This window comes from Thalassolituus sp. LLYu03 (genome assembly GCF_050507655.1).
In the GTDB taxonomy this organism is placed as follows: domain Bacteria; phylum Pseudomonadota; class Gammaproteobacteria; order Pseudomonadales; family Oceanobacteraceae; genus Venatoribacter.
Map to the genome: position 1 here is coordinate 41,445 of NZ_CP191496.1, position 26,332 is coordinate 67,776.

Annotated in this window: 29 protein-coding genes; 23 read left to right on the top strand and 6 right to left on the bottom strand. The window is 59.2% G+C overall.

What is annotated here, in order from left to right:
- Positions 1 to 121: 121 nt before the first annotated feature.
- On the bottom strand, positions 122 to 1,444 hold the full coding sequence (locus ACQUQU_RS00240; protein WP_430461244.1) for a sigma-54 interaction domain-containing protein: 1,323 nt from the start codon (positions 1,442 to 1,444) through the stop codon (positions 122 to 124).
- On the opposite strand from ACQUQU_RS00240, the gene ACQUQU_RS00245 reads away from it, so the two are divergent.
- The 11 genes from ACQUQU_RS00245 to ACQUQU_RS00295 all read left to right on the top strand — a co-directional run bounded on the left by ACQUQU_RS00245 (position 1,443) and on the right by ACQUQU_RS00295 (position 8,011).
- Positions 1,443 to 1,709, top strand: a complete 267-nt coding sequence (locus ACQUQU_RS00245; protein WP_430461245.1) for a hypothetical protein — start codon at positions 1,443 to 1,445, stop codon at positions 1,707 to 1,709. The two genes, ACQUQU_RS00240 and ACQUQU_RS00245, sit on opposite strands and share 2 nt — an antisense overlap.
- Positions 1,697 to 2,236 carry a hypothetical protein gene (locus tag ACQUQU_RS00250; RefSeq protein ID WP_430461246.1) on the top strand — a complete coding sequence of 180 codons (540 nt, stop codon included), beginning with the start codon at positions 1,697 to 1,699 and terminating at the stop codon, positions 2,234 to 2,236. The genes ACQUQU_RS00245 and ACQUQU_RS00250 overlap by 13 nt, the downstream gene beginning before the upstream one ends.
- Positions 2,229 to 2,444: a cytochrome oxidase putative small subunit CydP gene (cydP, locus tag ACQUQU_RS00255; RefSeq protein ID WP_430461247.1), complete on the top strand. Its 216-nt coding sequence runs from the start codon at positions 2,229 to 2,231 to the stop codon at positions 2,442 to 2,444. Before ACQUQU_RS00250 ends, cydP begins: the two co-directional genes overlap by 8 nt.
- On the top strand, positions 2,441 to 4,045 hold the full coding sequence (locus ACQUQU_RS00260) for a cytochrome ubiquinol oxidase subunit I (protein ID WP_430461248.1): 1,605 nt from the start codon (positions 2,441 to 2,443) through the stop codon (positions 4,043 to 4,045). The genes cydP and ACQUQU_RS00260 overlap by 4 nt, the downstream gene beginning before the upstream one ends.
- Positions 4,046 to 4,055: 10 nt before the next feature.
- Positions 4,056 to 5,192 carry a cytochrome d ubiquinol oxidase subunit II gene (gene cydB, locus ACQUQU_RS00265; RefSeq protein WP_430461249.1) on the top strand — a complete coding sequence of 379 codons (1,137 nt, stop codon included), beginning with the start codon at positions 4,056 to 4,058 and terminating at the stop codon, positions 5,190 to 5,192.
- A 15-nt stretch (positions 5,193 to 5,207) separates the two neighbouring features.
- Positions 5,208 to 5,324, top strand: coding sequence for a cytochrome bd-I oxidase subunit CydX (gene cydX, locus ACQUQU_RS00270; RefSeq protein ID WP_430461250.1), 117 nt, complete (start codon positions 5,208 to 5,210; stop codon positions 5,322 to 5,324).
- Between the two features lie 2 nt (positions 5,325 to 5,326).
- Positions 5,327 to 5,623 (top strand): cyd operon YbgE family protein, encoded by a 297-nt coding sequence (locus ACQUQU_RS00275; RefSeq protein WP_430461251.1) that lies wholly within the window; start codon positions 5,327 to 5,329, stop codon positions 5,621 to 5,623.
- Between the two features lie 69 nt (positions 5,624 to 5,692).
- A complete protein-coding gene (locus ACQUQU_RS00280; RefSeq protein WP_430461252.1) occupies positions 5,693 to 6,073 on the top strand; it encodes a rhodanese-like domain-containing protein in 381 nt (126 codons plus the stop codon).
- A gap of 10 nt (positions 6,074 to 6,083) precedes the next feature.
- Positions 6,084 to 6,632 (top strand): Tll0287-like domain-containing protein, encoded by a 549-nt coding sequence (locus ACQUQU_RS00285; RefSeq protein ID WP_430461253.1) that lies wholly within the window; start codon positions 6,084 to 6,086, stop codon positions 6,630 to 6,632.
- Positions 6,633 to 6,634: 2 nt separating this feature from the next.
- A complete protein-coding gene (locus ACQUQU_RS00290) occupies positions 6,635 to 7,072 on the top strand; it encodes an OsmC family protein (RefSeq protein ID WP_430461254.1) in 438 nt (145 codons plus the stop codon).
- Positions 7,073 to 7,168: 96 nt separating this feature from the next.
- A complete protein-coding gene (locus ACQUQU_RS00295; protein WP_430461255.1) occupies positions 7,169 to 8,011 on the top strand; it encodes an ion channel in 843 nt (280 codons plus the stop codon).
- A gap of 19 nt (positions 8,012 to 8,030) precedes the next feature.
- On the opposite strand, the gene ACQUQU_RS00300 is transcribed toward ACQUQU_RS00295, so the two are convergent.
- The gene (locus tag ACQUQU_RS00300) at positions 8,031 to 8,363 is read right to left on the bottom strand and encodes a TraR/DksA family transcriptional regulator (RefSeq protein WP_430461256.1); all 333 of its coding nucleotides are present in this window, start codon (positions 8,361 to 8,363) and stop codon (positions 8,031 to 8,033) included.
- Positions 8,364 to 8,548: 185 nt separating this feature from the next.
- Here ACQUQU_RS00300 and ACQUQU_RS00305 point away from each other — a divergent pair, with 185 nt between their 5' ends.
- Complete coding sequence (locus ACQUQU_RS00305) at positions 8,549 to 9,673, top strand: HD-GYP domain-containing protein (protein ID WP_430461257.1); 1,125 nt, start codon at positions 8,549 to 8,551, stop codon at positions 9,671 to 9,673.
- Positions 9,674 to 9,762: 89 nt separating this feature from the next.
- Here the strand turns inward: ACQUQU_RS00305 and ACQUQU_RS00310 are convergent, their stop codons facing one another.
- A complete protein-coding gene (locus tag ACQUQU_RS00310; protein WP_430461258.1) occupies positions 9,763 to 10,188 on the bottom strand; it encodes a CBS domain-containing protein in 426 nt (141 codons plus the stop codon).
- An 89-nt stretch (positions 10,189 to 10,277) separates the two neighbouring features.
- On the opposite strand from ACQUQU_RS00310, the gene ACQUQU_RS00315 reads away from it, so the two are divergent.
- The 8 genes from ACQUQU_RS00315 (at position 10,278) to ACQUQU_RS00350 (ending at position 17,848) form a co-directional block, all read left to right on the top strand.
- Positions 10,278 to 10,553, top strand: coding sequence for a late competence development ComFB family protein (locus ACQUQU_RS00315; protein WP_430461259.1), 276 nt, complete (start codon positions 10,278 to 10,280; stop codon positions 10,551 to 10,553).
- 103 nt (positions 10,554 to 10,656) lie between these two features.
- Positions 10,657 to 11,346, top strand: a complete 690-nt coding sequence (locus ACQUQU_RS00320) for a response regulator transcription factor (protein WP_430461260.1) — start codon at positions 10,657 to 10,659, stop codon at positions 11,344 to 11,346.
- A gap of 77 nt (positions 11,347 to 11,423) precedes the next feature.
- The gene (locus ACQUQU_RS00325) at positions 11,424 to 12,746 is read left to right on the top strand and encodes a HAMP domain-containing sensor histidine kinase (RefSeq protein ID WP_430461261.1); all 1,323 of its coding nucleotides are present in this window, start codon (positions 11,424 to 11,426) and stop codon (positions 12,744 to 12,746) included.
- Positions 12,747 to 12,850: 104 nt separating this feature from the next.
- Entirely contained in the window at positions 12,851 to 13,234 is a 384-nt protein-coding gene (locus tag ACQUQU_RS00330; protein WP_430461262.1) for a hypothetical protein, read from the top strand.
- 87 nt (positions 13,235 to 13,321) lie between these two features.
- Positions 13,322 to 14,356, top strand: a complete 1,035-nt coding sequence (locus tag ACQUQU_RS00335; protein ID WP_430461263.1) for an NAD(P)H-dependent flavin oxidoreductase — start codon at positions 13,322 to 13,324, stop codon at positions 14,354 to 14,356.
- 387 nt (positions 14,357 to 14,743) lie between these two features.
- Entirely contained in the window at positions 14,744 to 15,685 is a 942-nt protein-coding gene (locus ACQUQU_RS00340) for a lipase family alpha/beta hydrolase (protein ID WP_430461264.1), read from the top strand.
- A 226-nt stretch (positions 15,686 to 15,911) separates the two neighbouring features.
- Complete coding sequence (locus ACQUQU_RS00345) at positions 15,912 to 16,850, top strand: esterase/lipase family protein (RefSeq protein WP_430461265.1); 939 nt, start codon at positions 15,912 to 15,914, stop codon at positions 16,848 to 16,850.
- A gap of 2 nt (positions 16,851 to 16,852) precedes the next feature.
- On the top strand, positions 16,853 to 17,848 hold the full coding sequence (locus ACQUQU_RS00350) for a lipase secretion chaperone (protein ID WP_430461266.1): 996 nt from the start codon (positions 16,853 to 16,855) through the stop codon (positions 17,846 to 17,848).
- Here the strand turns inward: ACQUQU_RS00350 and ACQUQU_RS00355 are convergent, their stop codons facing one another.
- The 3 genes from ACQUQU_RS00355 to ACQUQU_RS00365 all read right to left on the bottom strand — a co-directional run bounded on the left by ACQUQU_RS00355 (position 17,849) and on the right by ACQUQU_RS00365 (position 22,121).
- Positions 17,849 to 18,631 carry an inositol monophosphatase family protein gene (locus tag ACQUQU_RS00355; RefSeq protein ID WP_430461267.1) on the bottom strand — a complete coding sequence of 261 codons (783 nt, stop codon included), beginning with the start codon at positions 18,629 to 18,631 and terminating at the stop codon, positions 17,849 to 17,851. It lies immediately after the preceding gene.
- 159 nt (positions 18,632 to 18,790) lie between these two features.
- Positions 18,791 to 21,421: a putative bifunctional diguanylate cyclase/phosphodiesterase gene (locus ACQUQU_RS00360; RefSeq protein ID WP_430461268.1), complete on the bottom strand. Its 2,631-nt coding sequence runs from the start codon at positions 21,419 to 21,421 to the stop codon at positions 18,791 to 18,793.
- An 88-nt stretch (positions 21,422 to 21,509) separates the two neighbouring features.
- On the bottom strand, positions 21,510 to 22,121 hold the full coding sequence (locus ACQUQU_RS00365; protein WP_430461269.1) for an arylesterase: 612 nt from the start codon (positions 22,119 to 22,121) through the stop codon (positions 21,510 to 21,512).
- Here ACQUQU_RS00365 and ACQUQU_RS00370 point away from each other — a divergent pair.
- The 3 genes from ACQUQU_RS00370 to ACQUQU_RS00380 are packed head-to-tail and all read left to right on the top strand — an operon-like array spanning position 22,120 to position 26,312.
- Positions 22,120 to 22,809 (top strand): ABC transporter ATP-binding protein, encoded by a 690-nt coding sequence (locus ACQUQU_RS00370; protein WP_430461270.1) that lies wholly within the window; start codon positions 22,120 to 22,122, stop codon positions 22,807 to 22,809. The two genes, ACQUQU_RS00365 and ACQUQU_RS00370, sit on opposite strands and share 2 nt — an antisense overlap.
- Entirely contained in the window at positions 22,806 to 25,298 is a 2,493-nt protein-coding gene (locus tag ACQUQU_RS00375) for an ABC transporter permease (RefSeq protein WP_430461271.1), read from the top strand. Before ACQUQU_RS00370 ends, ACQUQU_RS00375 begins: the two co-directional genes overlap by 4 nt.
- A gap of 39 nt (positions 25,299 to 25,337) precedes the next feature.
- On the top strand, positions 25,338 to 26,312 hold the full coding sequence (locus tag ACQUQU_RS00380; protein WP_430461272.1) for a CobW family GTP-binding protein: 975 nt from the start codon (positions 25,338 to 25,340) through the stop codon (positions 26,310 to 26,312).
- Positions 26,313 to 26,332: the final 20 nt, after the last annotated feature.

Below are 26,332 nucleotides of genomic sequence, written 5' to 3' on the forward strand. Positions count from 1 at the left end.
GAGTTCCTTCCGGCGTGTGGTCATCCCTGAGTTTAATAGCTGAGCATTTTATCCATATTCTGGCTCAAATCCTGCTGCAGATGAACCCGGATTGGTGACACAGTCGTCATATATTTACATGCTACTGACCGTCGCGCAGGGCTTTCAGCTTGCGGTACAAGGTCCGTTCACTGACGCCAAGTTGCGCGGCCAGGGTACTGTTATCGCCCTGATAGCGGCTGACAATACGACTGAGGTAGGTAGCCTCGAGGTCGTTCAGCGCCACAATGTCACCTGCCGGCAGTACGTCCGGCATCAGGTCCGGGTCGGCAAAGCCATCGGGCCCCAGGTGCGCGGGCTCGATCACATTGCCATCACACAACAGGATAGACCGCTCAATCAGATTGCGCAGTTCGCGGATATTGCCGGGAAAGCGCCGTTGAATGAGCCAGTCGCAGGCGGCGTCCGACAGCTGCATCGGGCGCTTGCGGCTGAGCTGCTCAAGCATGTGCGTGGCCAGCGGCACTATGTCGGCCTGCCGCTCGTTCAGCGAGGGCAGAGCCACCGGGAAAGGGCTGATGCGGTAGTACAGATCGCGGCGGAAGCTGCCGTCCTGCACCATTTGCGGCAGGTCGCGGTGGGTCGCACAGATCAAACGAAAGTCAGCCTGTTTCTGGGTGATGCTGCCCACCGGACGATAGCTGCCGGTTTCGATCAGGCGCAGCAGCTTTACCTGCATCGGCAGCGGAATATCGCCGACCTCGTCCAGAAACAGGGTGCCACCGCGGGCGGCTTCGACCAGACCGGGTTTGCGGTGGGTGGCGCCGGTGAAGGCGCCTTTCTCGTGACCGAATAATTCACTTTCAAACAGGCTTTCGGTCAGGCCGGAGCACTCAACCGTCACAAAGGGGTTCGCCGCGCGGTGGCTGTGGCTGTGCAGGTACTGGGCGGCCAGTTCTTTACCGGAGCCGGATTCGCCGAGCAGCAGGACGCTGATGTCGCTCGGGGCAGCGCGGCTGAGCAACTCCAGCATGTGGGTGTAGGCCGGGCTGAAGCCGATCATCTGCTTTTCAAACTGGCGCTCACCGTGGTTGACCGGGTGCATGATCTCGACAAAGAACTGAATCTCGCCGTCGTCGTCACGGATCGGGCTGAGCTCGACATCCACATGCTCACGCCCCTTGGCCGTGTTGTGAATGTGCAGAATGCGCTGACGCTGACCGCTGTCCAGGCACTGGCGCAGCGGGCAGGTTTCGCCGGCCTGATCGCAGGGCACGCGGTAGCCATGCGATACCTCATAACAATGCCGGTTCAGAATCGCCTGATCGGTGGCGAACGTGCGGCGATACGCCTCGTTGGCGGCGCAGATTTCGTAATCCCGGTTCATCAGGATGGCCGGCTCGGCAATGGCGTCGAGCAGTGAGGAGATGGCGGGCAGCGAGCGGTAACGCGGATCGGTGGACATGAACGTCATTCCTGTCAGGGCGTGTGCCAAATTTGGCAGTGCAGCTGTCATCTGTAAAGCCGGTGATTCGGTTTTAGCCGTCGCGGGCGGTTTAAGCCCGCGCAGAGTGCTGTGCTGCGACGCCCGCCGGCTTGGCGTCAGCCGTGTAATCATGCGGCTCGACCAGACAACGAGTGGCTCATTGTCTTTGCCGCCGCTGATTGGCCTGCTCCTTGCTCAGCAGCCTGAAAGATTCGTCGTCCGGTGGCAGGCATGGTTCGGGTAAAGCAATGGGAAACGCAGGGTGCGCTGAGTTATCTGCTGGTGGAGCCAGTTTCCCGCCGCAGTGCGCTGATTGATCCGGTGGCGGCACTGGTCGGTGAATATATGCGCGTGATCCGCATGCGTGGCCTGCACAATCTGTATGTGCTCAGCACCCGCAGTTCAGTTCACGCCGAGGCTGAATGGGCGGCTCTGCCCGGCGAGCGCCCTGACGCGGCGCAGATGGCGGCGGGTCTTGTGCTGCCGCTGGGCGAAAGCCATATCGAATGCTTTGTCAGTGCCGCCGGTGGGCAGGTGGCGTATGTCGCTGACGGCCATTTATTCAGTGGCGGGTGGCTGTTGCCGTTTTCCCTGCGACAATTAAACGCAGCGCAGAACGGGGATTCCTCCTGTATGCTGCCGCTTCTTAATTTCCCGGACGACACGATTCTGCACCCGGGAGAAACCGTGTCAGGCATCCGCATCAGTTCGCTGGCGCAGGAAAAAGCGCTGGCCGTCACTGACAGGGAATCGGGAGGCCTGCATGGCTGAGCGTCGTTCTGTGTTTTCTATTCCGCTGGTGCGCGAGCTGGCGGCTGTGCTGGTCATCAAACTGGCACTTATCTTTGTTATTAAAGCGCTGTTTTTTTCTGACCCTGTGGAATTAACCGATCCGCAGGACGCTGTTGCACAGCAGTTAGGCTTATCTTCTCAAACGTCTTTTCAATCCAGTTCCCCGCAATCGGAGGCTCAGCAATGATCAGTGAAAGTCTGGTGGACTTATCGCGGCTGCAGTTTGCAATTACCGCGCTATATCACTTCCTGTTTGTACCACTCACCCTCGGGATGTCGTTTATCCTGGCCATTATGGAATCTGCCTATGTCATGACCGGCAAGCAGGTTTACAAGGACATGGTGAAATTCTGGGGCAAGTTATTCGGTATTAACTTTGCCCTGGGCGTGACCACAGGTCTGACCATGGAATTCCAGTTCGGTACTAACTGGGCGTATTACTCGCATTATGTGGGCGATATTTTCGGTGCGCCGCTGGCGATTGAAGGTTTAATGGCCTTCTTCCTTGAATCGACCTTTATTGGTTTGTTTTTCTTCGGCTGGGACCGTCTCACCCGGGTGCAGCATTTAATGGTGACCTGGCTGGTGGCGCTGGGGTCTAACCTGTCTGCGCTGTGGATTCTGATTGCCAACGGCTGGATGCAGAATCCGGTGGGGGCGGAATTTAATTACCAGACCATGCGCATGGAAATGACCAGCTTCGCCGAGCTCATTTTCAACCCGGTCGCGCAGGTGAAATTCGTGCACACCGTATCCGCAGGTTATGTCACCGGCGCTATGTTTGTGCTGGCCATTTCGGCGTATTACATGCTGAAAAAACGCGATCTGCCGTTCGCCCGCCGCTCGTTTGCGATTGCAGCGAGTTTCGGTTTCGCCTCTATTTTGTCGGTGATTATTCTCGGCGACGAATCCGGTTATGAAATCGGTGACGTACAGAAAACCAAACTGGCTGCCATCGAAGCCGAGTGGGAAACGCAAACCCCGCCGGCGGATTTCACCCTGTTTGGCTTCCCGAGTCAGGACGACATGGAAACCCACGCCGCCATTAAAATTCCGGGTGCGCTGGGTCTGATCGCCACCCGTTCGGTGACCGAAGAAGTGACCGGTATTAAAGATCTGCTGGTCGAGCACGAAGAGCGTATCCGCCGCGGTATGGAAGCGTACGCCTTGCTGGAAAAAATGCGTGCCGGCGACAAAGCACCGGATGTGATCGCCGCCTTCGACGCCCTGAAAGACGACCTGGGTTATGGCCTGCTGCTCAAGCGTTACACCAACGATGTGGTGGACGCCACGGAAGAACAGATTAAACAGGCGGCAAAAGACACCATTCCAAAGGTGGCGCCTATGTTCTGGACGTTCCGCATCATGGTGGCACTGGGCTTTACCATGTTCTTCCTGATCGCCATGTCGTTCTGGTACAGCATTCATCACAACGTGGAACAACAACGCTGGCTGCTGAAAGCACTGCTGATCTGTCTGCCGGCGCCGTGGATTTCCTGTGAAATGGGCTGGTTTGTGGCGGAGTTCGGTCGTCAGCCATGGGCCATCGGTGAAGTGCTGCCGACGCATCTGGCGGTGTCGACCCGTTCCGTGGGCGATCTGTACCTGAGTCTGGCCGGTTTTATCGGTTTCTATACGCTGCTGCTGGTGGCCGAAATGTATCTGATGATCCGCTTTGCCCGACTGGGGCCGTCCAGTCTGCACACCGGTCGTTATCACTTCGAACAACAAGCATCCGCCGGTGCCGCTGCCCAGCAGCCTGCACAGGCCGTGAAAGATCCGGCGTAAGGAGCTGAACATGGATTACGAAATTCTGAAATTAATCTGGTGGGTGCTGATCGGCGTGCTGCTGATCGGTTTCGCGGTCACCGACGGCTTCGATATGGGCGTCACGGCGCTGCTGAAAGTCATCGCCCGTACCGACAGTGAGCGGCGCGTGATGCTCAATACCGTAGGCCCGCACTGGGACGGTAATCAGGTGTGGTTTATTACCGCCGGCGGTGCGATTTTCGCCGCCTGGCCTGTGGTCTACGCCGTCGCCTTTTCCGGTTTTTACTGGGCACTGCTGCTGGTGCTGTTCGCCCTGTTTTTCCGTCCGGTGGGCTTTGAATACCGCTCCAAAATAGAGGACGACCGCTGGCGCAGCCTGTGGGACTGGGGTCTGACCATTGGTGGTGCCGTGCCGGCGCTGGTGTTCGGTGTGGCCTTTGGCAACCTGCTGTTGGGCGTGCCGTTCGAAATCGACGAATTTATGCGCTCCACCTACACAGGTTCGTTCTGGGCGCTGCTGAATCCGTTTGCGCTGGTGGCGGGTCTGGTGAGTCTGCTGATGCTGTGTATGCACGGTGGTACTTACCTGCAAATGCGCACCGCCGGAGCGTTGCACGAACGTGCCCGTCAGGTGTCTGCGCTTCTGGCGGTGGCGGTTGCTGTGCTGTTTGCCGTAGCGGGTATCTGGCTGTGGATGGGCGTCGACGGTTATGTGATTACCCAGAGCGTGGACGTCGGCGGCGTTATGACACCTCTGGATAAAAGCGTCGAAATTCAGTCCGGCGCCTGGCTGGCGAATTACAGCAAATACCCGCTGATGATGCTGGCACCTGTGGTGGCGTTTGCCGGTCTGGCACTGACCGTGCTGATGTCGCTGGCCAACCGGGGCGCGCTGGCGTTCGTGGCCAGTTCACTGGCGGTGGCCGGTATTATTCTGACCGCGGGGTTCAGTCTGTTTCCGTTCATCATGCCGTCGAGCCTGAATCCGTCGGACAGCCTGACCGTGTGGGATGTGGTGTCCAGTCATAAAACCCTGGGCATTATGTTCTGGGTGGCCATGATTTTCGTGCCGATCGTGTTGTCGTACACCGCGTGGGGCTACTACAAAATGCGCGGTCGTCTGACCACGGATTTCATCGAAGACAACAAGTACAGCACCTACTGATACGGAGGATTTGTTATGTGGTATTTCGCGTGGATTTTAGGGGTGTTGCTCGCCTGCTCCTTCGGTCTGATCAACGCCATGTGGCTTGAGATGAACGAAAACTTCGACCGCGACGCCGATCTGAAAGATTGATCATGACGTCTCCGGTTGATTACAAAGCTTACGGCCCGCTGTATGCGGGCTGGGCCCGGGCGCTGTCACTGCTGGCGGCGCTGGGGCTGTCTGGTCTGCTGTTGGCGGTGCCGCACGTCGTGGCAACCGACACCATGAGCATTGATCACGGTCTGCTGTCGCTGTGTTTGCTGGGCATCAGCGCAGGCTTCGTGCATGGCGTGGGCTATGTGCCTGTGATGCTGGTCTGGCGTCTGGCGTTCAGTCCCTATGTGGCCTGGCCGCTGATGCTGGTGTGCGCCGGCTGGTGGTTGCGCTGACGTAGCGGGTGGCAGAGTCAGGTAATTTCTGTATGCTTATACGGTAATGTTTTTCAGGAGCAATGCATCATGGCAATGACAAAAGACGATCTGCTGGCCGAAGCCCGTGCCTCGGTACAGCCTGTGGATGCCGCCGCCGCTGAGGCTCTGCTGGCCGCCGGTGCGGTGGTGCTGGATGTGCGTGAACCGGCAGAATTCGATATGGGCCATCTGCCGGGCGCCGTGAATGTGCCGCGCGGTGTGCTCGAATTCCGCGTCGGTGATCATCCGGCGCTGACCAATAAAGACACTGCCATTCTGCTGTACTGCAAAAATGGTGGCCGCAGCACGCTGGCAGCACACACGCTGAAGCGCATGGGTTTTGACGGCGTAAAAATGCTGGTCGGTGGTTTTGATGGCTGGAAAGGCTCTGTTCATAAAGTGGAAGTGGATCCGTCCGTTTACCGTTGAGGAGCGCGTGATGAAACCGGCAATTGCAGCGACCTTATTGATGGCGTCTGTGTCCGCACTGGCGGCGGATCAGCAGGCGTTGACCATGGAAGCCCGCGGTCAGGTAAAAGCCTTTGCTCAGGCCTTAATGGGTGAGCTTAAGGGCAGTATCGAAAAAGACGGTCCGGTGGCGGCAATTGCGGTGTGCAATACCGAAGCGCCGGCCATTGCCACGGGTCTCAGCCTGAATGGCTGGCAGGTCGGGCGCACCGCGTTAAAAATCCGTAATCCGGACAACGCCCCGGATGCGTGGGAAACTCAGGTGCTGAACGATTTCTCGGCGCGCATCAAGGCCGGTGAAGATCCGGCGATGATGGAAGCCACTCAGGTCACTGGTGGCGAATTCCGTTATATGAAAGCCATTCCGACCGCAGGTCTGTGCGTGGCATGTCACGGTGCTGAGGTAGCGCCTGCGGTAGAAGCAAAACTGGCTGAGCTTTATCCCGCCGATAAAGCACGTGGCTTTAACGTAGGCGACCTGCGCGGCGCTTTTACGCTGCGTAAAATGATTCAGGAATAGTCATGTCAGAACACATTATTCACACCCGTTGGGTGAAGCAGGGTGCGTTTTCCCACGAGGGTTACGAGGTTCGTCATGAGCTGGCGTTTAAACCCGATGTGACAATTCCCGCCGGTGGCGCCGGCAATGAATTTGGCGCCGACCCGGAACAAATGCTGGCCGCCGCCGTATCGAGCTGTCATATGCAGACCTTTCTGGCGCTGGCCGCTAAAAAGCGGTTAATCGTGGCCTCGTACGAGGATACGGCAGCCGCCGAAATCGCCCAGCGCGACGACGGTAAATTCTGGGTGCCTGTGATTACCCTGTCGCCCAAAGCCGTTTTCGAGGGCGATAAACAGCCCGACGAAGAGGCTGTGCGGGTCATGCACGAAAAAGCGCATCAGCATTGTTTTATTGCCAATTCGGTGGCCAGTCAGGTCGTGGTTGAACCGCGTTTCTGAGCCAGACCCGATTCCATTATTGTTCACAGGCTCTGAGCCTGCCCAAAGGCCGTATCCTGGTTTAAGCTTACAAAAACTGAGGATACCGGCCTTTTCATGATTCTTTCCTTGTCCAGCGTCGTCGGCTTATCGGGTGTCGACACCAGCGAAAATGCGCGCGCCCGTCGTGTAGGCCGCTATTTCGAATGGCCCATGATCGTGATCGCATTCTGGATTCTGTTCGAATGGTATCTGGAAGCCCGGGCCGGAAAACCCTTCGTTTATGCCTACGTTACCGACTGGCTGCTGTGGATTTTCTTCCTCACCGAAACCCTGATTCTGACCTCGCTGGTGGACGATAAAGGCCGCTATTTGCGCACTAACTGGAGCAATCTGGTGATCGTGGTGGCGGGCATGCCGCTGCTGTGGGAATACCTGCCGTACGCCGGTGGCTTACGGGCGTTGCGATTGCTGGCCATGTTCACGCTGCTGATGAATATGTCGGGCAGCTTCCAGAAAATCATGGGTCGCAATCATTTAGGGCCGACGCTGATGGTGAGTTTCATCATCATTATTCTGGCCGGTACGCTGATGGCAGTGATTGATCCGAATGTGGAAACACCGCTGGACGGCATCTGGTGGGCGTGGGTTACGGTAACGACTGTGGGTTACGGCGATATTGTGCCGGGCTCGAACGTTGGCCGTTTATTCGGTGCGTTCCTGATCCTGATGGGCATTGGTTTGTTCTCTATGCTCACCGCCAGTTTTTCTGCGTTTTTTATGCAGCAGGAAGAAGAGGATCTGTTCAACAAAGAACGTGAACACGCCGATCAGCTGGCGAAGATGGAAGCGCGTATGGAGCAGCTGGAAAAGAAACTGGACCGCCTGCTGACCGTGGCGCTCGATGCCGAACGTGCCCAGCTGGAGCGTGGGCGCGATCCGGAAGCCGGGGAGCGCTGAGCCCCCGGGTAAAACGCCTTTATTCCTGCGCCGCCGCGCAGCTCAGGCACAGACTGCTGTAAGGCACGGCCGCCAGTCGCTGTTCACCGATGGCCGCACCGCATTCGCTGCAGGCACCGTAGGTACCGGCCTCGATGCGCGCCAGCGCCAGATTGATCTGATCAATTTCGTGTTTCGACTCCAGTGCAATGGTGCGCAGCACGTCATCGTTTTCACGCTCGGTCGCCTGCTCGGCGAAGTCGGCGGAGACCGCTTCGTCGCGGTGGCTGGCATCGCGCTCGGTTTTGTCGGCGCGGGCTTCCAGCAGAGTTTTCCGATCCTGCAACTGCTGTCGGATGTGGCTGAGATTCATAGTGACCTTCCCTTGTTTTGTTCTCTTGTCAGGCTATGCCGCCACTGTTCCGGCCGCATTGATATGCGTCATGGGCCCTGCGCGATGCGTCCGTTAGTCTGTGTGGCCTGTCCGGACGGGGCGGCACTGGCGCATTGGCCGATCACTGCCAATACTTAGAGTCTCATCAGTAACAGGGGATACGTATGCTGGAAGCAGCAGAACTGCAGGACCCCTATCGGGCGCTGGGCCGCCCGATGCATTTTCTTGAACGTCTCGAGCACCTGTATCGCGTGCTGCGCGAGCAGTTCGATGGCATCCAGCGGTTTGCCATGGCGCTCTACGATTCCGAAACCGATCTGCTGTCGACCTTTATTTATGAGAGTGACGACAGCTCGCCGCTGCTGGGCTATTCGGTGCAGCTGGCGGATGTGCCCTCACTGCAGCGCATCGCCTCCGGCGCGACACTGCGTGTGGTGGACGACATGCGCTGCTTCCGGTCGCAGGTGATGTCGGTGCATACCCGTGCCTTGCTGGAGCAGGGCTATCGTTCCAGCTTTACGATGCCGCTGATTCACGAAAACAGCCTGAAAGGCTTTCTGTTTCTGAACTCGGCCAGTCTGAATTATTTCGACGCCCCCAAAGCGACCTACTGCAATCTGTGGGCGCATCTGGTTGGCCAGCAACTGGCGCATGAACAGGAGGCAGTGCAGCGCATGCAGGCGCTGGTGCACTTCGCCACCGATGTGTCCGGCCGTCGTTCGGTAGAAACCGAATCGCACGTACGGCGCATGGCCGCCTACGCACGCCTGCTCGCCCGCGAGCTGCAGAGTGAGTGGCATTTAAGTGACGCCTTTGTTGAGTACCTCACGTTATTCGCCCCCTTGCACGATATTGGCAAAATCGCGATTTCCGACAGCATTCTGCACAAGCCCGGTCCGCTGACCGCCGATGAATTTGAAACCATGAAAAAACACGTGTCGGTGGGGCGCGATATCGTGGACCAGGCCATCCGGCATTTTTCACTGGGCGAGATGGAATATGCCGACATGCTGCGCAATATCGTGCAATTCCATCATGAAAAACTGAATGGCACCGGTTATCTGGGCTGCACCCAGCAGGAGGTGCCGGTGGAAGCCAGAATCATTGCCGTGGCCGATATTCTCGATGCGTTACTCAGTGCCCGCAGCTACAAAGAGCCCTGGACGCTGGAGAAAACATTATCGGTGATGAGCTCGATGGCCGACGCCAATGAGCTCGATGCGGCGGTGGTGGCGGTGTTGCATAAACGGCAGGAAAAGATCGAACAAATCCGGGCGCGATACCCATGATGGCGGTGGATAAAAAGCAATAAAAAAAGCCGCGTTAACGCGGCTTTTTTTATTGGCAGATTCCACGTCTGTGGAAAGCGGTCAGAGAATTAACCCTCTTTTTCCAGCAGTAAAACCGCAAGGCGGACAAAGTCCTGCGACGTCAGCAAACCGATCAGCTGCTGTTGGTCGTCGGTGACCAGCAGGCAGCCATGGCGACCCTGACGCAGATGGCGGCCGGCGTCGACCAGCGGCATGTTCTGCGCGACTGTGGTCGGGGTGGCGTTCATGCACTGACTGAGTGGCGTTTTTGCCAGATAGCTCTGCAAATTATGCGCGCCGAATTTATCGGTAATGCGGAACGCCTGAGTCAGAAATTCTTTCTGGCTGAGCAGTCCGGCCAGCGTGCCATCGTCGTTGACCACCGGAATATGGCGGATCTGATGTTGCCCCATGGCCTGCTCGGCATCGGCCAGCGTCTGGCTGGGCGTCAGGGTTAACAATTCACGGGTCATCAGGTCACTGACCAGCTTCATACGGCATTCCTGCACTGAATAGGGTTCCCCTAAGTTAAGCAGGAAATTACCGGAGTGCTATGCTCAATTGCAGTGGCAGGAGGGACAGCATGAGCATTTCCAATCATATTCGTAACTACTTCGAACAGCTGGTGGCCGAAGAAATTCTGCGCACCGTGGCTGGCCGCAATCCACCGGCGCATGTCGATTACATGGCTGACGTGGCCTGTGTGGCGCTGAACCGCCTGCCGGCCCGCTACATCCGCTACGAAGTCGATATGGCGTTCTACATGACGCCCGATGAGCTGATCTCGACGCACAAGGCCGTAACCGATGCGGTGCGCGACGCGCTGGTCTTTGTCGATACCCACAAACGCGACGATTGAGCGGGAGGCTGTACTGAGTCTTTACATTTGTAAAGAACGTATCAGTCGCTTGAAAGAGCAGCACTTTTTCTCTGAAACTGCATCGGATAGCGGGGGGTAAATTATGAATCTGCTGTTAATTGATGATGATCAGGAACTGTGCGCGCTGCTGCGCCGCTATCTCGAACGCGAGCTGTTCCGCGTAACCACAGTGCATACCGCGGCCGAAGGGCTGGAAGAAGCACTGTCCGGAAAATATCAGGCGGTGATTCTCGATATCATGTTACCCGGCGGTGACGGTATCGAGATTCTGCGCGCCATTCGTCAGCGCAGCGATCTGCCGATCCTGATGCTGACCGCCAAAGGCGATGAAATGGACCGTATCCGCGGTCTGGAATTCGGCGCCGACGACTACCTGCCCAAACCCTGCAACCCACGCGAGCTGTCTGCGCGTCTGCGCTCGGTTTTGCGTCGAGGTCATTCAGGTTCGGTGGCCGATGCCAGCATGGCGCTCGACGAACTGCAGATCGATCTCGATCAGCACCGGGTGCTGCGCGACGGTGTACCGCTCGATTTAACCGTCACCGAATTCAATATTCTCAGCGTACTGGCCCGTGAAGCGGGTAAAGTGGTCGAGAAAAACCGGCTGGCACAGCAATCATTGCAACGCTCACTGACCATGTTCGACCGCAGTCTGGATATGCACCTGAGCAACCTGCGTAAAAAGCTGGGGCCAAACCGCAGTGGTGAACAGCGTATCCGTACCGTGCGTGGTGTCGGGTACATGTACACACCGGAACAGGGTGCCGCCTAAGCCGTTGCCGGCACTCATCAAACAAGGCTTGTGGATGTAACGTGCGCGGCATTTTTATACGGATATACCTCGCTTTTATGGTCACCAGTCTGGTGGCCACCCTCGTTACTCTGCTGCTGGCGGTTTACTACCGCCAGTGGTCGAACGACTCCGTCAACCTGATCGCGCCTACCGGTGGTTATATTTCGGCGGCGGAACTCATTCTGCAGCGCGGCGGCGAACCTTTACTGCTCGAGTGGCTGATGACCTTCGAGCGTCATCCGAGTGTGAATGCCTACGTCTTTGATGATCAGGGCATCAGCCTGCTGTCCGACGTGCCGGACGATGTCCGCACCTACGCCTTTGCCTCCGATTCGTATCAGGCCCGGGTGAATCCGCTGGGGCAGAGTGAAATTCTGGTGAAGGCGCCGATTCAGAACCACGAAGGCCGTATTTACCTTTTGGTTGTCGAATTCCTGCATCCGCTGGCGGTGTTCAATCTGCCGACCTATCTGGGCTGGGGCTTTCTTGCCTCACTGGTGCTGTTTGCATTGTGGGGCCTGGTGCTGGCGCGTTACCTGAGCCGGCCACTGCTGTCGCTGCGCACCAGTGTGCGGGCGTTTGCTCACGGCCACTGGCCGGTGCGCATCGCTGATGATGTGCTGCTACGGCGCGACGAAATCGGCGAGCTGAGCCGCGAGTTTGCCGACATGGCGGCCCGTCTTGAGCGTCTGATTTCCGACCAGCGCCAGCTGCTGCGTGATGTGTCCCATGAACTGCGTTCGCCACTGGCGAGGTCGGCGGTGGCGCTTGAACTGGCCCGTCTGGATGCGGCGGACGAGCAGGTGGAATATCTCGACCGCATCGAACTGGAAAATCAGCGCCTGAACGAACTGATCGGCGACCTGCTCGACATGGCCCGGCTCGAAACCCTGGACGATAACGCCAGCTGGAGTCTGGTGTCGTGCCGCGACGTACTGCAGCAGGTGGTCACCGATGCACGTTTTGAACATCCCGACAGTCAGGTGATTCTGGCCGCCGCCCGCGACTGTCATGTGCTGGGCGACGGCCGACTGCTGCTCTCGGCCTGTGAAAACGTGGTGCGCAACGCCCTGCTGCACACCCGGCCGGGCACGCCGGTGGAGGTGGAGCTCAGCCGCGCCGACGATTTCTGTCATATCCGCATCCGCGACCATGGTCCGGGCGTGCCGGAGGCCATGCTCGAAGATCTGCTGCGGCCGTTCGTGCGCAACGAGCAGGCCCGCGAACGCAGCCTCGACAGTCTGGGCAAGGGGCATCGCGGCTTTGGTCTGGGGCTGGCGATTGCCAACCGTGTGGTGCTGCATCACAAGGGCTCGCTGCGGTTGCAGAATCACCCGCAGGGCGGTCTGGAGGTAAGTATTCGCTTACCTTGCGAATGAGTCCTATTCAGGCTGGTTGATATTTACCCGGCGTTTACCTGCGGCAACTGTGTTAAATTGTCCGACATGTTTAAACTTTGGGAACAAGGTTCTGTGGGTTCTGTATGCGTCACTTTTTCTGGTTAGTCAGCCTCTTTGCTGCATCGGCGTTTGCTGAGCCGGACGTGCGCCCGGACATCATGGATCCTGTGCATCCGTCCTGGCAGCTGGAGTGGGATAACGCCCGCCCGGAGCAACGTCAGGCGCTGGATCAGTTCTATCAGGCGCTGCAGAACCTGCAGGGCGGCGAGCAGGTGGTACGCAAGCTTGAGCGGGAAGAACATCTGGAACGCCTGCGCGATATGACGCCCGAACAGCGCCGTCAGCAGTTTATGGATTTCGTCCATCAGAACCCGCCGCCATCCGGCATGCAGCCACCACCGGGAATGCAACCGCCAGCGGGTGGTGTGATGCCGCCACCGCCGGGCGTTATGCCGCCCATGCGCTGAGCGCTTTTCAACGCCGTTACACCTTCCTGCTCGTTTTCAGCCGGGTCAGTCGTTACTATGAGCGGCCTGTGAATTTACGGACACGCTATGAAGACGAGAATTACCGAATTGCTGGGTATCCGTTACCCGCTGGTGCTGCCCGGCATGAGCTGGATTTCCACGCCTGAGCTGGTGGCGGCCGTTTCCAACGCCGGTGGTCTGGGCATTCTGGCCAGCGGCCCGCTGACACCGGAAGACACCCGTTCTGCTATTCGCCGAATTCGCGAACTGACGGACAAACCGTTCGGCATTGGCGTGACTCTGCTGATGCCCGGCGCCAAAGAAAACGCCGACGTTGCACTGGACGAGCAAGTACCTGTGATTAACTTCTCGCTCGGCAAGGGTGACTGGCTGGTCAAGCGTGCCCACGAGTACGGCGGCAAAGTCATTGCAACCGTGGTGTCGGAAAAGCATGCGCTGTCTGCGCAATCCATTGGTGCCGATGCGCTGCTGGTCACCGGCCATGAAGCGGCCGCCCACGGCGGTGACGTGACCTCGCTGGTGCTGATTCCTGCCATCGCCTCGAAAGTGAGTATTCCTGTGATTGCCACCGGCGGCTTCGCCGACGGTCGTGGTCTGCTGGCGGCGCTGTCGCTGGGCGCCGATGCCGTCGCTATGGGCTCGCGCTTTGCCACCAGTGCCGAAAGTCCGCTGCACCAGAACACCAAGCAAGCGGTGATTGACCGCACCGAGCAGGACACCATTTACTCCAAAAATTTCGACGGCTTGTGGGCACGGGTCATGAAAACGCCGCGTTCGGTCAAAGAAACCCGCCGGCCAATGAACATCGTCATGGCGTGCTGGGAAGCGATGAAAGCTGCGCGCATTGTTAAGCAGCCGGTGTGGAAAATCATGCTCGGTATGCTGGCCATGCTGGATAAAGTGCTGCTGCTGGCGTACTTCGGTGCCAGCGTGCCGCGCCTGAAGGCCGCTACCATTGATGGTGACCTGAACAAGGGTGTGCAGTTTATCGGTCAGACACAGGGACTGATCAACGACATCGCGCCGGTCGATGAGATCGTGCAACGCATTCTGGTGGAGGCGCGCAGTATTCACGAGCAGCACAACTCGCTCTGGAACTGATCGCATCGGTGTAAAAAAAGGCGGCTTTATGGCCGCTTTTTTTATGCCCGGAATTTTCGCTGCTTTTATTTTTATTTCAATTTTTATTAATCCATCAATGCCAAGCGTTGGGACTAATAATGGTGGCTCTTTCGATTTTTTGACGCCGTATTTGTGGCGTTGAACGCGGCTGAATAAACGCGACCTTTATCTGAGTTACACAGTCTGTCCTGTGCGCACAAAGTCTGTCGCATGGAGTCTCATCTGGCTGCCTTCGTCTGCGACTGCGCTGGCACGTTGTGTGGTGGCAGCGATCTGTGTGCCTCCTACACTTAGGCCGCTCGTCGAAAACGGAAGCGGAGCTGAGCATTACTGCGTCCTTACAAAAACAAAAATCAGGACCTGTTCATGAAGAAAATTCTCTCCCTTGTGGCGTTTGCACTGACGCTGATGTCCACCCAAGTCGTGGCCATGTCGGCCTCCCCGGCCACTGGCTATACCGAAACCAAATACCCGATCGTGCTGGTGCATGGCTTTCTCGGCTTTGATTCTCTGCTGGGCGTCGATTACTGGTACAAGGTGGTCGAAACTCTGGAAAAAGACGGTGCCAGTGTGTTCGTTGTGACGGTGCCGAATGCCAGCACGCCGGAAATCCGTGGCGAGGTTTTAATCCCGCAGATTGAAGATATTCTGGCCGTTACCGGTGCCGAAAAAGTGAACCTGATCGGCCACAGTCACGGCGGCCCGACCACCCGTTATGTAGCGTCTGTGCGTCCCGATCTGGTGGCGTCGGTGACGTCCATTTCCGGCGTTAACAAAGGCACGCCGATTGCCGATAAATTAATGGAACTGTCGGACGATTCTGCCGCCTTTGATGCCGTATTTGGCACGCTGGTGAATACCGCAGCGCAGGTGCTGAACGTCATATCCGGCGCCAATTACGATGGCGTTAATGCCATGGTGGCGATTGAATCCATGACCACCGCCAACGGCGATATTTTTAACGCGCAGCATCCGGGTGGCATTCCGGCTACGGCCTGCGGCGAAGGCGCATACCAGGCCAATGGCGTGCATTATTATTCCTGGGCCGGTGCCGATCCGACCACCAACGTGCTCGACCCGACCGACCTGATCACCATTGCCTTCGGTCAGTTCTTCCCGTCGGGTGTGGCACACGATGGTTTTGTCGGTTCTTGTGCGGCGCATCTGGGTATGGTGATCCGCGATGATTTCCGCATGAACCATCTGGATGAAGTGAATCAGTTTCTGGGCCTGCATGACCTGACCGAAACCGATCCGCTGACTGTGTTCCGTACCCATGCGAACCGCCTCAAACTGACCGGCCTTTAAGTACGTTTGCCGGAGGCAGCCTGCCTCCGGCGCTTCTGTTACTCCGTCGGCTGCCGCTGTTTGGCCCGTTTGGTCTTCGACCATCCGGCTCCAACCTGACCCGCACAGTCCTACAGTCAGCAGCCTGATTCCCTACACTGGTCGCGCACATAAAAAGACTCTGCGCGGCTGAAAGCGATTTCGTATTTCTGCGCTCACCAAAACAACAATAATAAGGTCAGTCACGATGAAAAAACTGTTAGCCACCGCCGCGCTGGCGACTCTGTTTTCAACCGCTCAGGTCAATGCAATGTCGGCAAGCGCCGATACCGGTTATACCGAAACTCAGTACCCGATTGTGCTGGTACACGGCTTCCTTGGTTTCGATTCCATTCTTGGGATCGATTACTGGTACAAGGTCGCCGAAACCCTTGAAGCCGACGGTGCGCAGGTATTTACCGCCACTGTGTCCAACACCAATTACCCGGAATATCGCGGCGAGCAGCTGCTGGAACAGGTGGAACAGATCCTGGCCATCACCGGCGCTAAAAAAGTGAATCTGATCGGCCACAGTCACGGTGGCCCGACCACCCGTTACGTGGCCTCTGTGCGTCCGGATCTGGTGGCGTCAGTAACCTCCATTTCTGGTGTAAACAAAGGCACTCCGGTGGCCGACACTCTGATGGAATGGTCAGAAGATTCCGCCACCTTTGGTGTCGCGTTTGAAGCGGCGATCGGCACGCTGTCGAAAGTCATCGACTTTGCCTCCGGCGCCGGCGATGAACTGGATGTGATGGCCTCTGTCGGCTCCATGACCACCGAAGCGGCACAGACCTTCAACGCTGCGCACCCGGGCGGCCTGCCAGCAACGGCCTGCGGTGAGGGCGCTTACACCGCGAATGGCGTGCGTTATTACTCCTGGGCCGGTGCCAAGCCGGTGACCAACGTGCTCGACCCGCTCGAGTTCGTCACAGCCACCTTCTCAGCCTTCTTCCCGTCCGGCGTGGCCAACGATGGTTTCGTCGGTGCCTGTGCAGCGGGTCTGGGTATGGTGATCCGCAATGACTTTGCCATGAATCACCTTGATGAGATCAACCAGTCGCTGGGTATTCATGACCTGTTTGATACCGATCCGCTGACGGTGCTGCGTACCCACGCTAACCGTCTGAAGAAAGCAGGGCTCTGATCATGAAGCCGCTGCACGGAGCGCTGCTGCTGACCGTCCTTGCCATCGCCATCTGGGTGGCAGGCTGGTTATCGGAGCCTTCGGTAGCGGTCATGACATCGGACACCGCGTTGCCTCCGGCCGGCCCTGTGCCGGCCGGTTCTGTTTCTGAGGGCCAGGCAGCCCAGACTCGTCTGGATCTCACTGAATTGCGCACCTTCCGTGGTGCTACGGTGGATGGCAGTCTGCGCACCCATGTTAACGGTGAACTGATTGTCGATATGGGGCTGCGCCGCTGGCTGGATTTTTACCTGTCTGCGCAGGGCGAAGTGCCGCTGGCGGATCTGGTAGCGGCCATGCATCAGGAAATGGAACGTCTGCCGCAGCCCGGCCAGAATCAGGCCATCGATTTGCTGGAAGATTATCTGGGGTATTTAACGGCGCTGGGGCAGTACGATGAAGATGCCCAGCGGCGTTTGTCCGGTGCCGATTTTGACGCCATGGCCGCGCGCCTCGACTGGCAGAAACGTCTGCGTCGTGAGTGGCTGCAACCCGATGTGGTGCTGGCCTTTTTCAATGATGACGAAGCGCTGGATGATTACACGCTGCAGCGCATTCAGCTGACGCGTCAGGGCGCCAGCAACGCCGAACTGGCGGCGTTGGAAGACACGCTGCCACCGTCGCTGCGCCAGCTGCGGGAAGGTGCCCGCACCCTGGATACCCTGCGCAATGAAGAGCAGTCGATCCGTGCCGCGGGCGGTGGTGATGCGGATGTTCAGGCGTGGCGGGTGCAGAAGTTTGGTGCCGAAGCGGCCGGTCGTCTGGCCGAGGCAGATCAGCGTCAGCAGGCATGGCATCAGCGACTGCGTGAGTATCAGCAATATTCCGAATCGCTGGCTCTGAAGGGGCTGGGGGAAACGGAGCGTAATCAGCTGCTGGAGGCTTACCGCCAGCGTCATTTCTCCGAGGCGGAAATCAAACGTCTGCCAGCGGCTCTGAAGCTGCTGGCGTCGGAGTGATCAGTCCTTATTGAGCAACTGCTGCAGGGCGTCGTACAGCGCCCTATTGGCCAGCAGAATATCCTCACCCCACAACTGTGGATTCTTGCCCGCCGGTACCGGCGTAAAGTGGCCGAAACGTGCACCGGCTTCGCGGGCAATCAGCTGGGCGGCGGCAAAATCCCAGGGTTTTACGGTTTCGTAATAGGCGTCCAGACGGCCGCAGGCCACCCAGCAAATATCCAGCGCCGCAGACCCCAGCCGGCGGATATCCGCACATTCACTCAGCACGTTCTGCACCCGCTTCATCAGCAGCGGCACGGTATTTTTGTGATACGGAAAGCCGGTCGCAACAATCGCCCGGCGCAGGTCGCGGGTTTCTGAACAGCGGATCGGCTGGCCGTTCAGCCAGGCGCCATGCCCGGCTTCGGCGCTGAAGGTTTCGTGCAGAAACGGATTAAATACCACCGCCAGTCTGGCTTCACCGCGTTCGTAGTAGGCGATGGAAACCGCCACCTGAGGATGCTGGTGGGCGTAGTTCACCGTGCCGTCGATCGGATCGATCACCCACAGGTGTTCGGCGTTGGTGTCGGCGTCCGGTGCTAATTCTTCCGACAGAATGCTGTGCGCCGGAAAGGCTTCCTGAATGCGTTGGCGGATGGCGGTATCGGCCGCGATATCGGCCTGTGTCACCAGCTCGGTATCGCCCTTGAACGAAATATCCAGCCGGTCGCGCAGGTCGGCAATGATGTGACCGGCTTGCTGAGCAATATCGGCGACAAAATTCAGCGTGACATCGGACATGGTGGTTTCCTCGGGCGGATGGTGGAGGGTGACGGGTGGACGGCGACGGGCAGATGAGAAGCCAGTGTAGCGCCGGCGCCAGCGAAGGTCACGGCCGGTGCCTGCGGGCAGGCTCGTACAGCAGGGGCGACCGTGCGTTAAGCCTTACGTCGCTGGGCTTTAATGTAAATCGGCGCGCCGGGCAGCGGCTGTGCTGTTCAGTAATTCGCGGAATTTCGCAAGTGGCAGCGGCCGGCTGAAGTAATAACCCTGATAACAGTCGCACTCCAGTGCCTGCAGCATGGCCAGCTGCTGATGGTTTTCGACACCTTCGGCCACCAGTTCCAGATGCAGGGTTTTGGCCATGGCGATAATGGCCCGCACAATGGCCTCGTCTTCGGGGTCGACGTTAATGTCGTTGACGAAGGCGCGGTCAATTTTCAGTTTGCTGATCGGAAATTGTTTCAGGTAACTCAGCGACGAATAACCGGTGCCGAAGTCGTCCATCGCAAAGTGCACACCCAGCTGACTGATGGCGTCGAGAATACGGATATTTTCTTTGACGTTATCCATCAGCAGACTTTCGGTAATTTCCAGTTCCAGAAACTCCGCGGATAAACCTGTCTGATGCAGAATTTCGCGCACGCGCCGCACAAAGGCATCATCGAGCTGGCGCACAGATACGTTCACCGCCACCTTGAGCTGGCTCTGGTGTTCATCGTTAATGCGCTTAAACGTACGGCAGGCTTCCATTAAGGCCCAATCGCCGATTTCGCGGATCAGCCCAGTTTCTTCCGCAATCGGAATAAAATCCGCCGGTGACACAATGCCGGCGGTCGGGTGGTCCCAGCGGATCAGGGCTTCGGCCCCCAGCAGGCGATTGTCACAGGCGCTGACCTGCGGCTGGTAATGCAGGGAAAATTCCTGGCTCTTAATGGCGCGGCGTAATTCGCTTTCCAGCGTCAGGCGTGTGCTCACCTGCTGGTTCATTTCTTCGGTATAAAACTGGAAGCAATTGCCGCCACGCGCTTTGGCGTTGTACATGGCGGTATCGGCGTTGCGCAGCAGAATATAAGACTCTTCTGAGTCGTCCGGGCACAGGGTAATGCCGATGCTGCAGGTGGTGGTCAGACGGTAATAATCGAGCTGATAAGTGGTGCTTAAATTGTGCAGAATGCTGTCGGCCATGGCTTCGATGGCGGCGCGGTTTTCCGGATTCATCATCAGTACAATAAATTCATCGCCGCCAAGGCGCGCGACTTTATCGTCCTTGCCGACCAGATGCCGCAAGCGGTCGGCAACCAGCTTGAGCATGCGGTCACCGACCTGATGGCCCAGCGAATCGTTCACGGTTTTAAAGCGGTCGAGATCAATGAACAGCAGGGCCATATTGCCCTGCGTCTGACGCTGTAACTCAATGACGTTAATCAGTTCGTCGTTGAAAAAATAACGGTTCATTAGTTCGGTCAGCGGATCACGCGTGGCCAGATATTCCACATGCTGTTGCGCCAGCACGTGTTCGGTAATGTCGATCAGCAGGCCTTCAATCAGTTTTCCTGCAGGTCCCTGCTGAATGACTTTGCCGCGGTCCATCAGCCAGCGTTGCTCGTGCAGGCGGGTATCGATACGGTAAATCACTTCGTAGCTGTCGTTCATCGTGTGCAGCTGGTCGAGGCTGTGCAGGTATTGCTGCTGATCGTCGGCGTGAATTAATTCGAGCAGGCTGTGCAGTGCCGGGCGGTCAGAAAAATCCGCCGGAAAAATATCCTGTCCTCCGGTCTGCAGCCATTCGAGTCTGTGTTCCGGCAGGTGCAGGCGGTAAACCGCGCCACGGATCAGTGCCATCAGGTTGTTGTCGCCGGGGGCGGGCAGGGCGTCGTCGGCGGCAAGGGGTTCTGCAGGCGCCGGTGGTGTCACCCGTTGCGTCAGCAGATACCAGACAATCGCGCTGCTGATCAGCCACAGCAGAAACAGCCATTTCGCTTCACCGAGCCAGTTGCGCACCAGCGATGACAGCGGTACCGACAGCACGTGATAGAGCCCGGTCTGCGGGTCGTAGCGGGAAACCCCAAGACGGCGCTGAAAATCCACGCCCATGACGTTAAAGAAGTGCACCAGCTCGCCTTTGGGTTGCTGCAGCAGTTGCATCAGCTGCGGCGACAGAATATTGCCCAGTGCGCGCTGGTAATGGATCGACAGCGGCGACGCCATCAACAGCAGACCGTCGGCGCGCACCAGCCGCGATCCAATGACCGCCCCGGTGATGTCCTGCTGCCATTGCAGGGTGTCGCTGGCGCTCGAGATCAGCAGGCACATAAAACGTTCGGTGCCGGCCATCAGGAAGCGGCGGCAGGGCGACAGATAAAACGCACCGTGAATATCCGTCGTGGCCGCCAGTCGCGTGGCGTTGGTCTGGGTCAGCAGCAGGCGGTCGGCGACGCTCAGTTGCGGTGGTGTGGCCAGATGGCCGCTGATGTCCGGGGTGCCGGCAATCCACACGCCGTTGCCGTCGTACAGGGCCAGCTGGCTGTATTGGCTGCGGATGTTCTGGTGGCGTGTCAGCCATTCCAGCCAGGGGCTGTGGTTGTCGCGGGCGGAAGTGATCAGATCACTGAGCTGATGGTCGGCCTGATTGAGCATCAGGCGGGTATTGATGACGTCGGCGGGGAGCAGGCTGTCGAGCTGGCGGAACAGGTGAGCACGGGCGTTCTCCCAGCTGATCCAGGCAAAGACCGCCAGCAGGCCGGCCAGTACCACTGCCGCCAGTCTGGGAATCCAGTCCTTATGAAGATCGGTCCGGTTGAGCTTCATCCCGCGTGTGCCTCCTGCAGACCCGCGTCCTGCGGGTGCCGTTACAGGCCAACAGTATAGGAAGGGTGGTGACACCCTGCCTGAAGAATCAACGGTCGTTTAGCCATTTCATGACCAGAGGCAATACTGCCTGAGTCATGATGGGCTGCGCTTCGGCGGTCGGGTGAATGCCATCGGCCTGCATCAGCGCCGGGCGGGTGGCGATGTCCTGCAACAAAAACGGCAGCAGCGGCGTGCCGGCGTCGGCTGCTGCTTCTCCATACAGGTCACGGAAGCCTTCGGTATAGCGCGGACCGTAGTTGGGCGGAATCTGCATCCCGAGCAGGATGACGTCGCTGCCTGCCTCATGGCAAAGCGTGATCATGCGCTGCAGATTGTTGCGTATGCGCGCCAATGGCTGACCGCGCAGGCCATCGTTACCGCCCAGTTCGATCAGGGTCAGGGCCGGCTTATGGCCAGCCAGTAATGCCGGCAGCCGGTTCAGGCCGCCGGATGTGGTGTCGCCACTGATGCTGGCGTTCACCACCGACAGCGACGGAACGTCCTGTTGCAGAGTCTGTTCTAATAAAGCCACCCAGCCTTGTTGCACCGGAATACCAAATCCGGCACTAATGCTGTCACCGACCACCAGAATCACAGGCTCGGCCCTGACCCACAGCGGAAGGGCGAGCAGCAGGACTAACAGGTAACGGATACGCATGCTGACAGAATCTCCTGATAACGCACTGACGATTAATGCACTGACCAAAACCGTGGATACGGGTTCACAACCGCTGACCATCCTGAAGGGGGTTGATCTTCATATCAAGAGCGGTGAGTCCGTGGCACTGGTCGGCGCCTCCGGCAGTGGCAAATCGACCCTGCTTGGCATCATGGCCGGTCTGGATCTGCCAACCTCGGGCACCGTACGTCTGCTCGGTGACGAACTGACCGGGCTGGACGAAGATCAGCGCGCCGCGGTGCGCGCCCGTGGCGTCAGTTTTGTGTTCCAGAATTTCCAGCTGCTGCCCGGGCTTACCGCTGTTGAGAACGTGATGCTGCCGCTGGAAATCCGCGCCGATAAAAACGCCCGTGCCGAGGCGGTGCGCCTGCTGGGCGAGGTGGGGCTGGCGGCGCGCCTGCATCATTACCCGTCGCAACTGTCGGGTGGTGAACAGCAACGGGTGGCATTGGCGCGGGCTTTTGCCGGTCAGCCGGGCATTCTGTTTGCCGACGAACCCACCGGCAACCTCGACAGCCAGACCGGCCGTCAGGTTGAGGATCTGCTGTTCCGGCTGAATCAGGAACTGGGCACCACGCTGGTACTGGTTACCCACGACGAGCGTCTCGCCGCCCGCTGCGGGCGGCGTCTGCGCATGAGCGATGGCCGGGTGGAGGAGCAGGCATGATCCTGCGTCTGGCGTCCAGGCTCTTATGGCGCGAAGCCCGCTCCGGCGAGCTGACGCTGATTCTGCTCGCCCTGCTGCTGGCGGTAACCTCCACCACCGCCATTGCCCTGTTCAGCTCGCGTCTCGGGCTGGCCATGGAAGCACGCTCCAATCAGATGCTGGGCGCCGACCTGCGCCTGCAATCCACAACGCCCATTGATGATGTCTGGCAGACCGATGCGGCCCGTCTGGGGTTGAAAACAGCGCGTACGCTGACCTTCCCTTCGGTGGTGCTGCACGGCGACGACATGACGCTGGCGGCGATCAAAGCGGTTGACGCCGGCTACCCGCTGCGCTCGGTGCTGCGCATCAGTGCACAGAATGACGAAACCTCACTGGCGGCTGCCGCACCGATAACACACGGCCCGGCCGCGGGCGAGGTGTGGGTCGAACCGCGTTTGCTGGCCCTGCTGAATGCGCAGCCGGGCGACCCGGTGGAGGTGGGGACGCTGACGCTGCGCATCACCGGCGTGGTGGTGGAAGAAAGCGACCGCGGCGGCAATTTCTACAGTCTGTCGCCCCGACTGATGATGAACTGGGACGACGCGCAGGCCAGCGGTCTGACCAGCATGGGCGGCCGTTTAAACTGGCGGCTGCTGGTGGCCGGTGACGCAGCCGCGCTCAGTGAATGGCGCAGCCTGCGCGAGCTGGACGCCAATCAGCGTTTCGAATCACTGGAAGACGGCAATCAGGCGGTGGCGCGCACCCTCGACCGGGCCCGCCGTTATCTGGGCATTGCCGCGCTGCTGGCGGTGGTGCTGGCCAGTGTGGCAGTGGCCATCAGTGCCCGCCGCTACGCCAGTCGCCATTTTGATATCAGTGCGCTGATGCGCACCTTCGGTTTGTCACGCCAGCAGGTGCTGCGCATTTACACCACCCAGCTGGCGTTGCTGGCGCTGCTGGCGACCACGCTGGGGCTGCTGCTGGCGGCCATGGTACAGGCCATTCTGTTGCAGGCGCTGGCCGGCCTGATCCCGGAAACATTGCCCGAGGCCGCCTTGTCGGCCTGGTGGCTGGGGGCCAGCAGCGGTGTGCTGACCCTGTTCGGTTTTGCCCTGCCGTATCTGTTGCCGCTGTCGCGGGTAACACCGCTGCGGGTGCTGCGCCGCGATCTCGAGCCGGTGCCGCTGTCGGGCTGGCTGATCAGCGCACTGGCGCTGGCGGCGCTGACCCTGTTGCTGTGGGCTTTCACTCAGGACCCATGGTTGTCGGTTGGCCTGATGCTGGGCGGCAGTGTGCTGGTGTTGCTCATGCTGGCGGCGCTGCACGGCCTGATCCGTCTGGCCCGTCAGTGGCTGGCGCGGCGCGAACTGCCATTGGCGCTGCGCTTTGCCTGGCAGCACATCAGCCGCAACAGCCGCCAGAGTGCCGGGCAGATTCTGGCCTTCGCGCTCACTGCTATGGTGATGCTGGTGATCGCCAGCCTGCGTTCCGATCTGCTGGCCGACTGGCAGGCGAGTTTGCCGGAGAAAGCACCGAACGTGTTTGCGTTGGGCATTCAGGATGACGAACGCGATGCCTTCCGCCAGTCGCTGCAGGCGGCGGGGCTGCAGCACGAAAAATTGTACCCTATGGTGCCGGGACGCTTGCTGAGCATTAACGGGGAAAGCGTGCAGACCCTCAAGGTTGCCGATGACCCGGCCATTAACCGCGATCTGGCGCTGACCTCTGACGCTGAACTGCCGGCTTCCAACCGGGTGGTCGACGGCGACTGGGCGGACATCGTCGGCGGTCAGGGGCAGGTGTCGGTGGAAGTGCGTCTGGCCAGGCGGCTGGGCATCCGCATGGGCGACGAGCTGACCTTCAGTGCCGGAGGCCAGACCTTCAGCGCAGTGGTCAGCAGTTTGCGTCAGGTCGACTGGGGCGCCATGACGCCGAACTTCTACATGATGTTTTCAGCCGATGTGCTGGCGCAGGTGCCGGCGGCGTACCTCACCAGTTTCTACGTACCCGGTGGCCAGCAGGCGACGCTGACGCAGCTGATCCGCGATTATCCGGGCATCACGCTGCTGGATATGCAGGCGGTGATCGGCCAGATTCAGGGCGTGCTGCAGCAGGTAACGCTGGCGGTGGAGCTGATTCTGCTGTTTGTGCTGGCGGCGGCCTTGCTGGTGATGCTGGCGTCGTTGGTGGCCGGGCTGCCGGAGCGGCTGCGCGAAGGGGCCATCATCCGCACGCTGGGCGGCAGCCGGGCGCTGCTGCGCCGTGCGCAGACGAGCGAGCTTATGCTGATCGGTGCACTGGCGGCGCTGCTGGCGCTCAGCGGGGCCGAAGCCGTATGCGCGGGGCTGTACATGGGCTTACTGGATATTCCCTACCACAGCCTGGGTTGGGTGTGGTTGTGGCTGCCCCCGCTGGCGGCGGTGTTGCTGGCCGTGCCCGGCCTGCTGCTGATGCGCCGCACGGTGCAGGTGGCGCCGCTGACGGTGCTGCGGTCGCTGGTGGATTAGTGTTATATTGTAACGCTTGAATCCACAGGCTTTGTTTCCATGACCCGCACGCATCTGATCACCGGCTTTCTCGGGGTGGGTAAAACCACCGCCATCCTGCACCTGCTCAGCCAGAAACCGGCGGGCGAAAAGTGGGCTGTGCTGGTCAACGAGTTCGGTGAGGTCGGGGTCGACGGCGCCATTCTGGCAGCGCAGGGCGCGGTGGTGAAAGAAATCCCCGGCGGCTGTCTGTGCTGTGTGTCGGGGCTGCCGTTTCAGATGGGTCTGAACATGCTGATCGCCCGCGAGAAACCCGACGTACTGCTGATCGAGCCGACCGGCCTCGGTCACCCGCGCAACATTCTCGAAACCCTGCACAACCCTCACTATCAGGACGTGCTGAGCGTTGGCGCCAGTGTCTGTCTGATTGATCCACGCCACCTGAGTAATCCGCGCTACACCGGCCACGAGGTGTTCAGCGACCAGATTCAGCTGGCAGATGTGCTGGTAGCGAACAAAACCGATCTGGCGTCGGCGGATGACCGCGCCGCCTTTGACGTGCTGCTGGCCGCCAGTCAGCCAGCGAAAAGCGCCAGTGCCTGGGTAAGTCAGGGGCAGGTGCCGGTTAGTGTGCTCAACGCGCCGGTGGTGGCCGGTCGTCTGGCGCTGCACCCGGATGCGCACGCGCACAACAGCGCGCGCGAATCGGTCTCGGCACCGGTGGCGCTGGCCCCGGGTGAAGAGATCCGCGTGCTGACCAACCATGGTCAGGGGCATTTTTCCGTGGGCTGGCTGATGACCGCCAACTGGACCTTCTCGGCCAACGCCCTGCGCCAGTGGCTGACCGGGCTGAATCCGGAGCGGGCCAAGGGCATTGTCATCACCGACGAAGGCCCGCTGGTGCTGAACATGCGCGAAGGGGTGCTGAGCGAAATGCCGACCCGGGTGCCGGATGAAAGCCGGCTGGAGCTGATCAATCAATCGCCATTGGTAACAGAAGCCTTACAGGGCGCCTTGTTATCCTGCCGATGCTAAACAAGAATTAAGGGACGTGT

Excerpts from the sequence above, each read along its gene's own strand:
- cydP (WP_430461247.1), top strand. The coding sequence starts at position 2,229 with ATGGCTGAGCGTCGTTCTGTGTTTTCTATTCCGCTGGTGCGCGAGCTG.
- ACQUQU_RS00345 (WP_430461265.1), top strand. The coding sequence starts at position 15,912 with ATGAAAAAACTGTTAGCCACCGCCGCGCTGGCGACTCTGTTTTCAACC.
- ACQUQU_RS00320 (WP_430461260.1), top strand. The coding sequence starts at position 10,657 with ATGAATCTGCTGTTAATTGATGATGATCAGGAACTGTGCGCGCTGCTG.
- ACQUQU_RS00370 (WP_430461270.1), top strand. The coding sequence starts at position 22,120 with ATGCTGACAGAATCTCCTGATAACGCACTGACGATTAATGCACTGACC.
- ACQUQU_RS00295 (WP_430461255.1), top strand. The coding sequence starts at position 7,169 with ATGATTCTTTCCTTGTCCAGCGTCGTCGGCTTATCGGGTGTCGACACC.
- ACQUQU_RS00280 (WP_430461252.1), top strand. The coding sequence starts at position 5,693 with ATGGCAATGACAAAAGACGATCTGCTGGCCGAAGCCCGTGCCTCGGTA.
- ACQUQU_RS00325 (WP_430461261.1), top strand. The coding sequence starts at position 11,424 with ATGGTCACCAGTCTGGTGGCCACCCTCGTTACTCTGCTGCTGGCGGTT.
- ACQUQU_RS00305 (WP_430461257.1), top strand. The coding sequence starts at position 8,549 with ATGCTGGAAGCAGCAGAACTGCAGGACCCCTATCGGGCGCTGGGCCGC.
- ACQUQU_RS00260 (WP_430461248.1), top strand. The coding sequence starts at position 2,441 with ATGATCAGTGAAAGTCTGGTGGACTTATCGCGGCTGCAGTTTGCAATT.
- ACQUQU_RS00365 (WP_430461269.1), bottom strand. The coding sequence starts at position 22,121 with ATGCGTATCCGTTACCTGTTAGTCCTGCTGCTCGCCCTTCCGCTGTGG.
- cydB (WP_430461249.1), top strand. The coding sequence starts at position 4,056 with ATGGATTACGAAATTCTGAAATTAATCTGGTGGGTGCTGATCGGCGTG.
- ACQUQU_RS00250 (WP_430461246.1), top strand. The coding sequence starts at position 1,697 with ATGGTTCGGGTAAAGCAATGGGAAACGCAGGGTGCGCTGAGTTATCTG.
- ACQUQU_RS00300 (WP_430461256.1), bottom strand. The coding sequence starts at position 8,363 with ATGAATCTCAGCCACATCCGACAGCAGTTGCAGGATCGGAAAACTCTG.
- cydX (WP_430461250.1), top strand. The coding sequence starts at position 5,208 with ATGTGGTATTTCGCGTGGATTTTAGGGGTGTTGCTCGCCTGCTCCTTC.
- ACQUQU_RS00275 (WP_430461251.1), top strand. The coding sequence starts at position 5,327 with ATGACGTCTCCGGTTGATTACAAAGCTTACGGCCCGCTGTATGCGGGC.
- ACQUQU_RS00360 (WP_430461268.1), bottom strand. The coding sequence starts at position 21,421 with ATGAAGCTCAACCGGACCGATCTTCATAAGGACTGGATTCCCAGACTG.
- ACQUQU_RS00290 (WP_430461254.1), top strand. The coding sequence starts at position 6,635 with ATGTCAGAACACATTATTCACACCCGTTGGGTGAAGCAGGGTGCGTTT.
- ACQUQU_RS00335 (WP_430461263.1), top strand. The coding sequence starts at position 13,322 with ATGAAGACGAGAATTACCGAATTGCTGGGTATCCGTTACCCGCTGGTG.
- ACQUQU_RS00285 (WP_430461253.1), top strand. The coding sequence starts at position 6,084 with ATGAAACCGGCAATTGCAGCGACCTTATTGATGGCGTCTGTGTCCGCA.
- ACQUQU_RS00350 (WP_430461266.1), top strand. The coding sequence starts at position 16,853 with ATGAAGCCGCTGCACGGAGCGCTGCTGCTGACCGTCCTTGCCATCGCC.
- ACQUQU_RS00315 (WP_430461259.1), top strand. The coding sequence starts at position 10,278 with ATGAGCATTTCCAATCATATTCGTAACTACTTCGAACAGCTGGTGGCC.
- ACQUQU_RS00375 (WP_430461271.1), top strand. The coding sequence starts at position 22,806 with ATGATCCTGCGTCTGGCGTCCAGGCTCTTATGGCGCGAAGCCCGCTCC.
- ACQUQU_RS00330 (WP_430461262.1), top strand. The coding sequence starts at position 12,851 with ATGCGTCACTTTTTCTGGTTAGTCAGCCTCTTTGCTGCATCGGCGTTT.
- ACQUQU_RS00340 (WP_430461264.1), top strand. The coding sequence starts at position 14,744 with ATGAAGAAAATTCTCTCCCTTGTGGCGTTTGCACTGACGCTGATGTCC.
- ACQUQU_RS00355 (WP_430461267.1), bottom strand. The coding sequence starts at position 18,631 with ATGTCCGATGTCACGCTGAATTTTGTCGCCGATATTGCTCAGCAAGCC.
- ACQUQU_RS00310 (WP_430461258.1), bottom strand. The coding sequence starts at position 10,188 with ATGAAGCTGGTCAGTGACCTGATGACCCGTGAATTGTTAACCCTGACG.
- ACQUQU_RS00380 (WP_430461272.1), top strand. The coding sequence starts at position 25,338 with ATGACCCGCACGCATCTGATCACCGGCTTTCTCGGGGTGGGTAAAACC.
- ACQUQU_RS00240 (WP_430461244.1), bottom strand. The coding sequence starts at position 1,444 with ATGTCCACCGATCCGCGTTACCGCTCGCTGCCCGCCATCTCCTCACTG.
- ACQUQU_RS00245 (WP_430461245.1), top strand. The coding sequence starts at position 1,443 with ATGAACGTCATTCCTGTCAGGGCGTGTGCCAAATTTGGCAGTGCAGCT.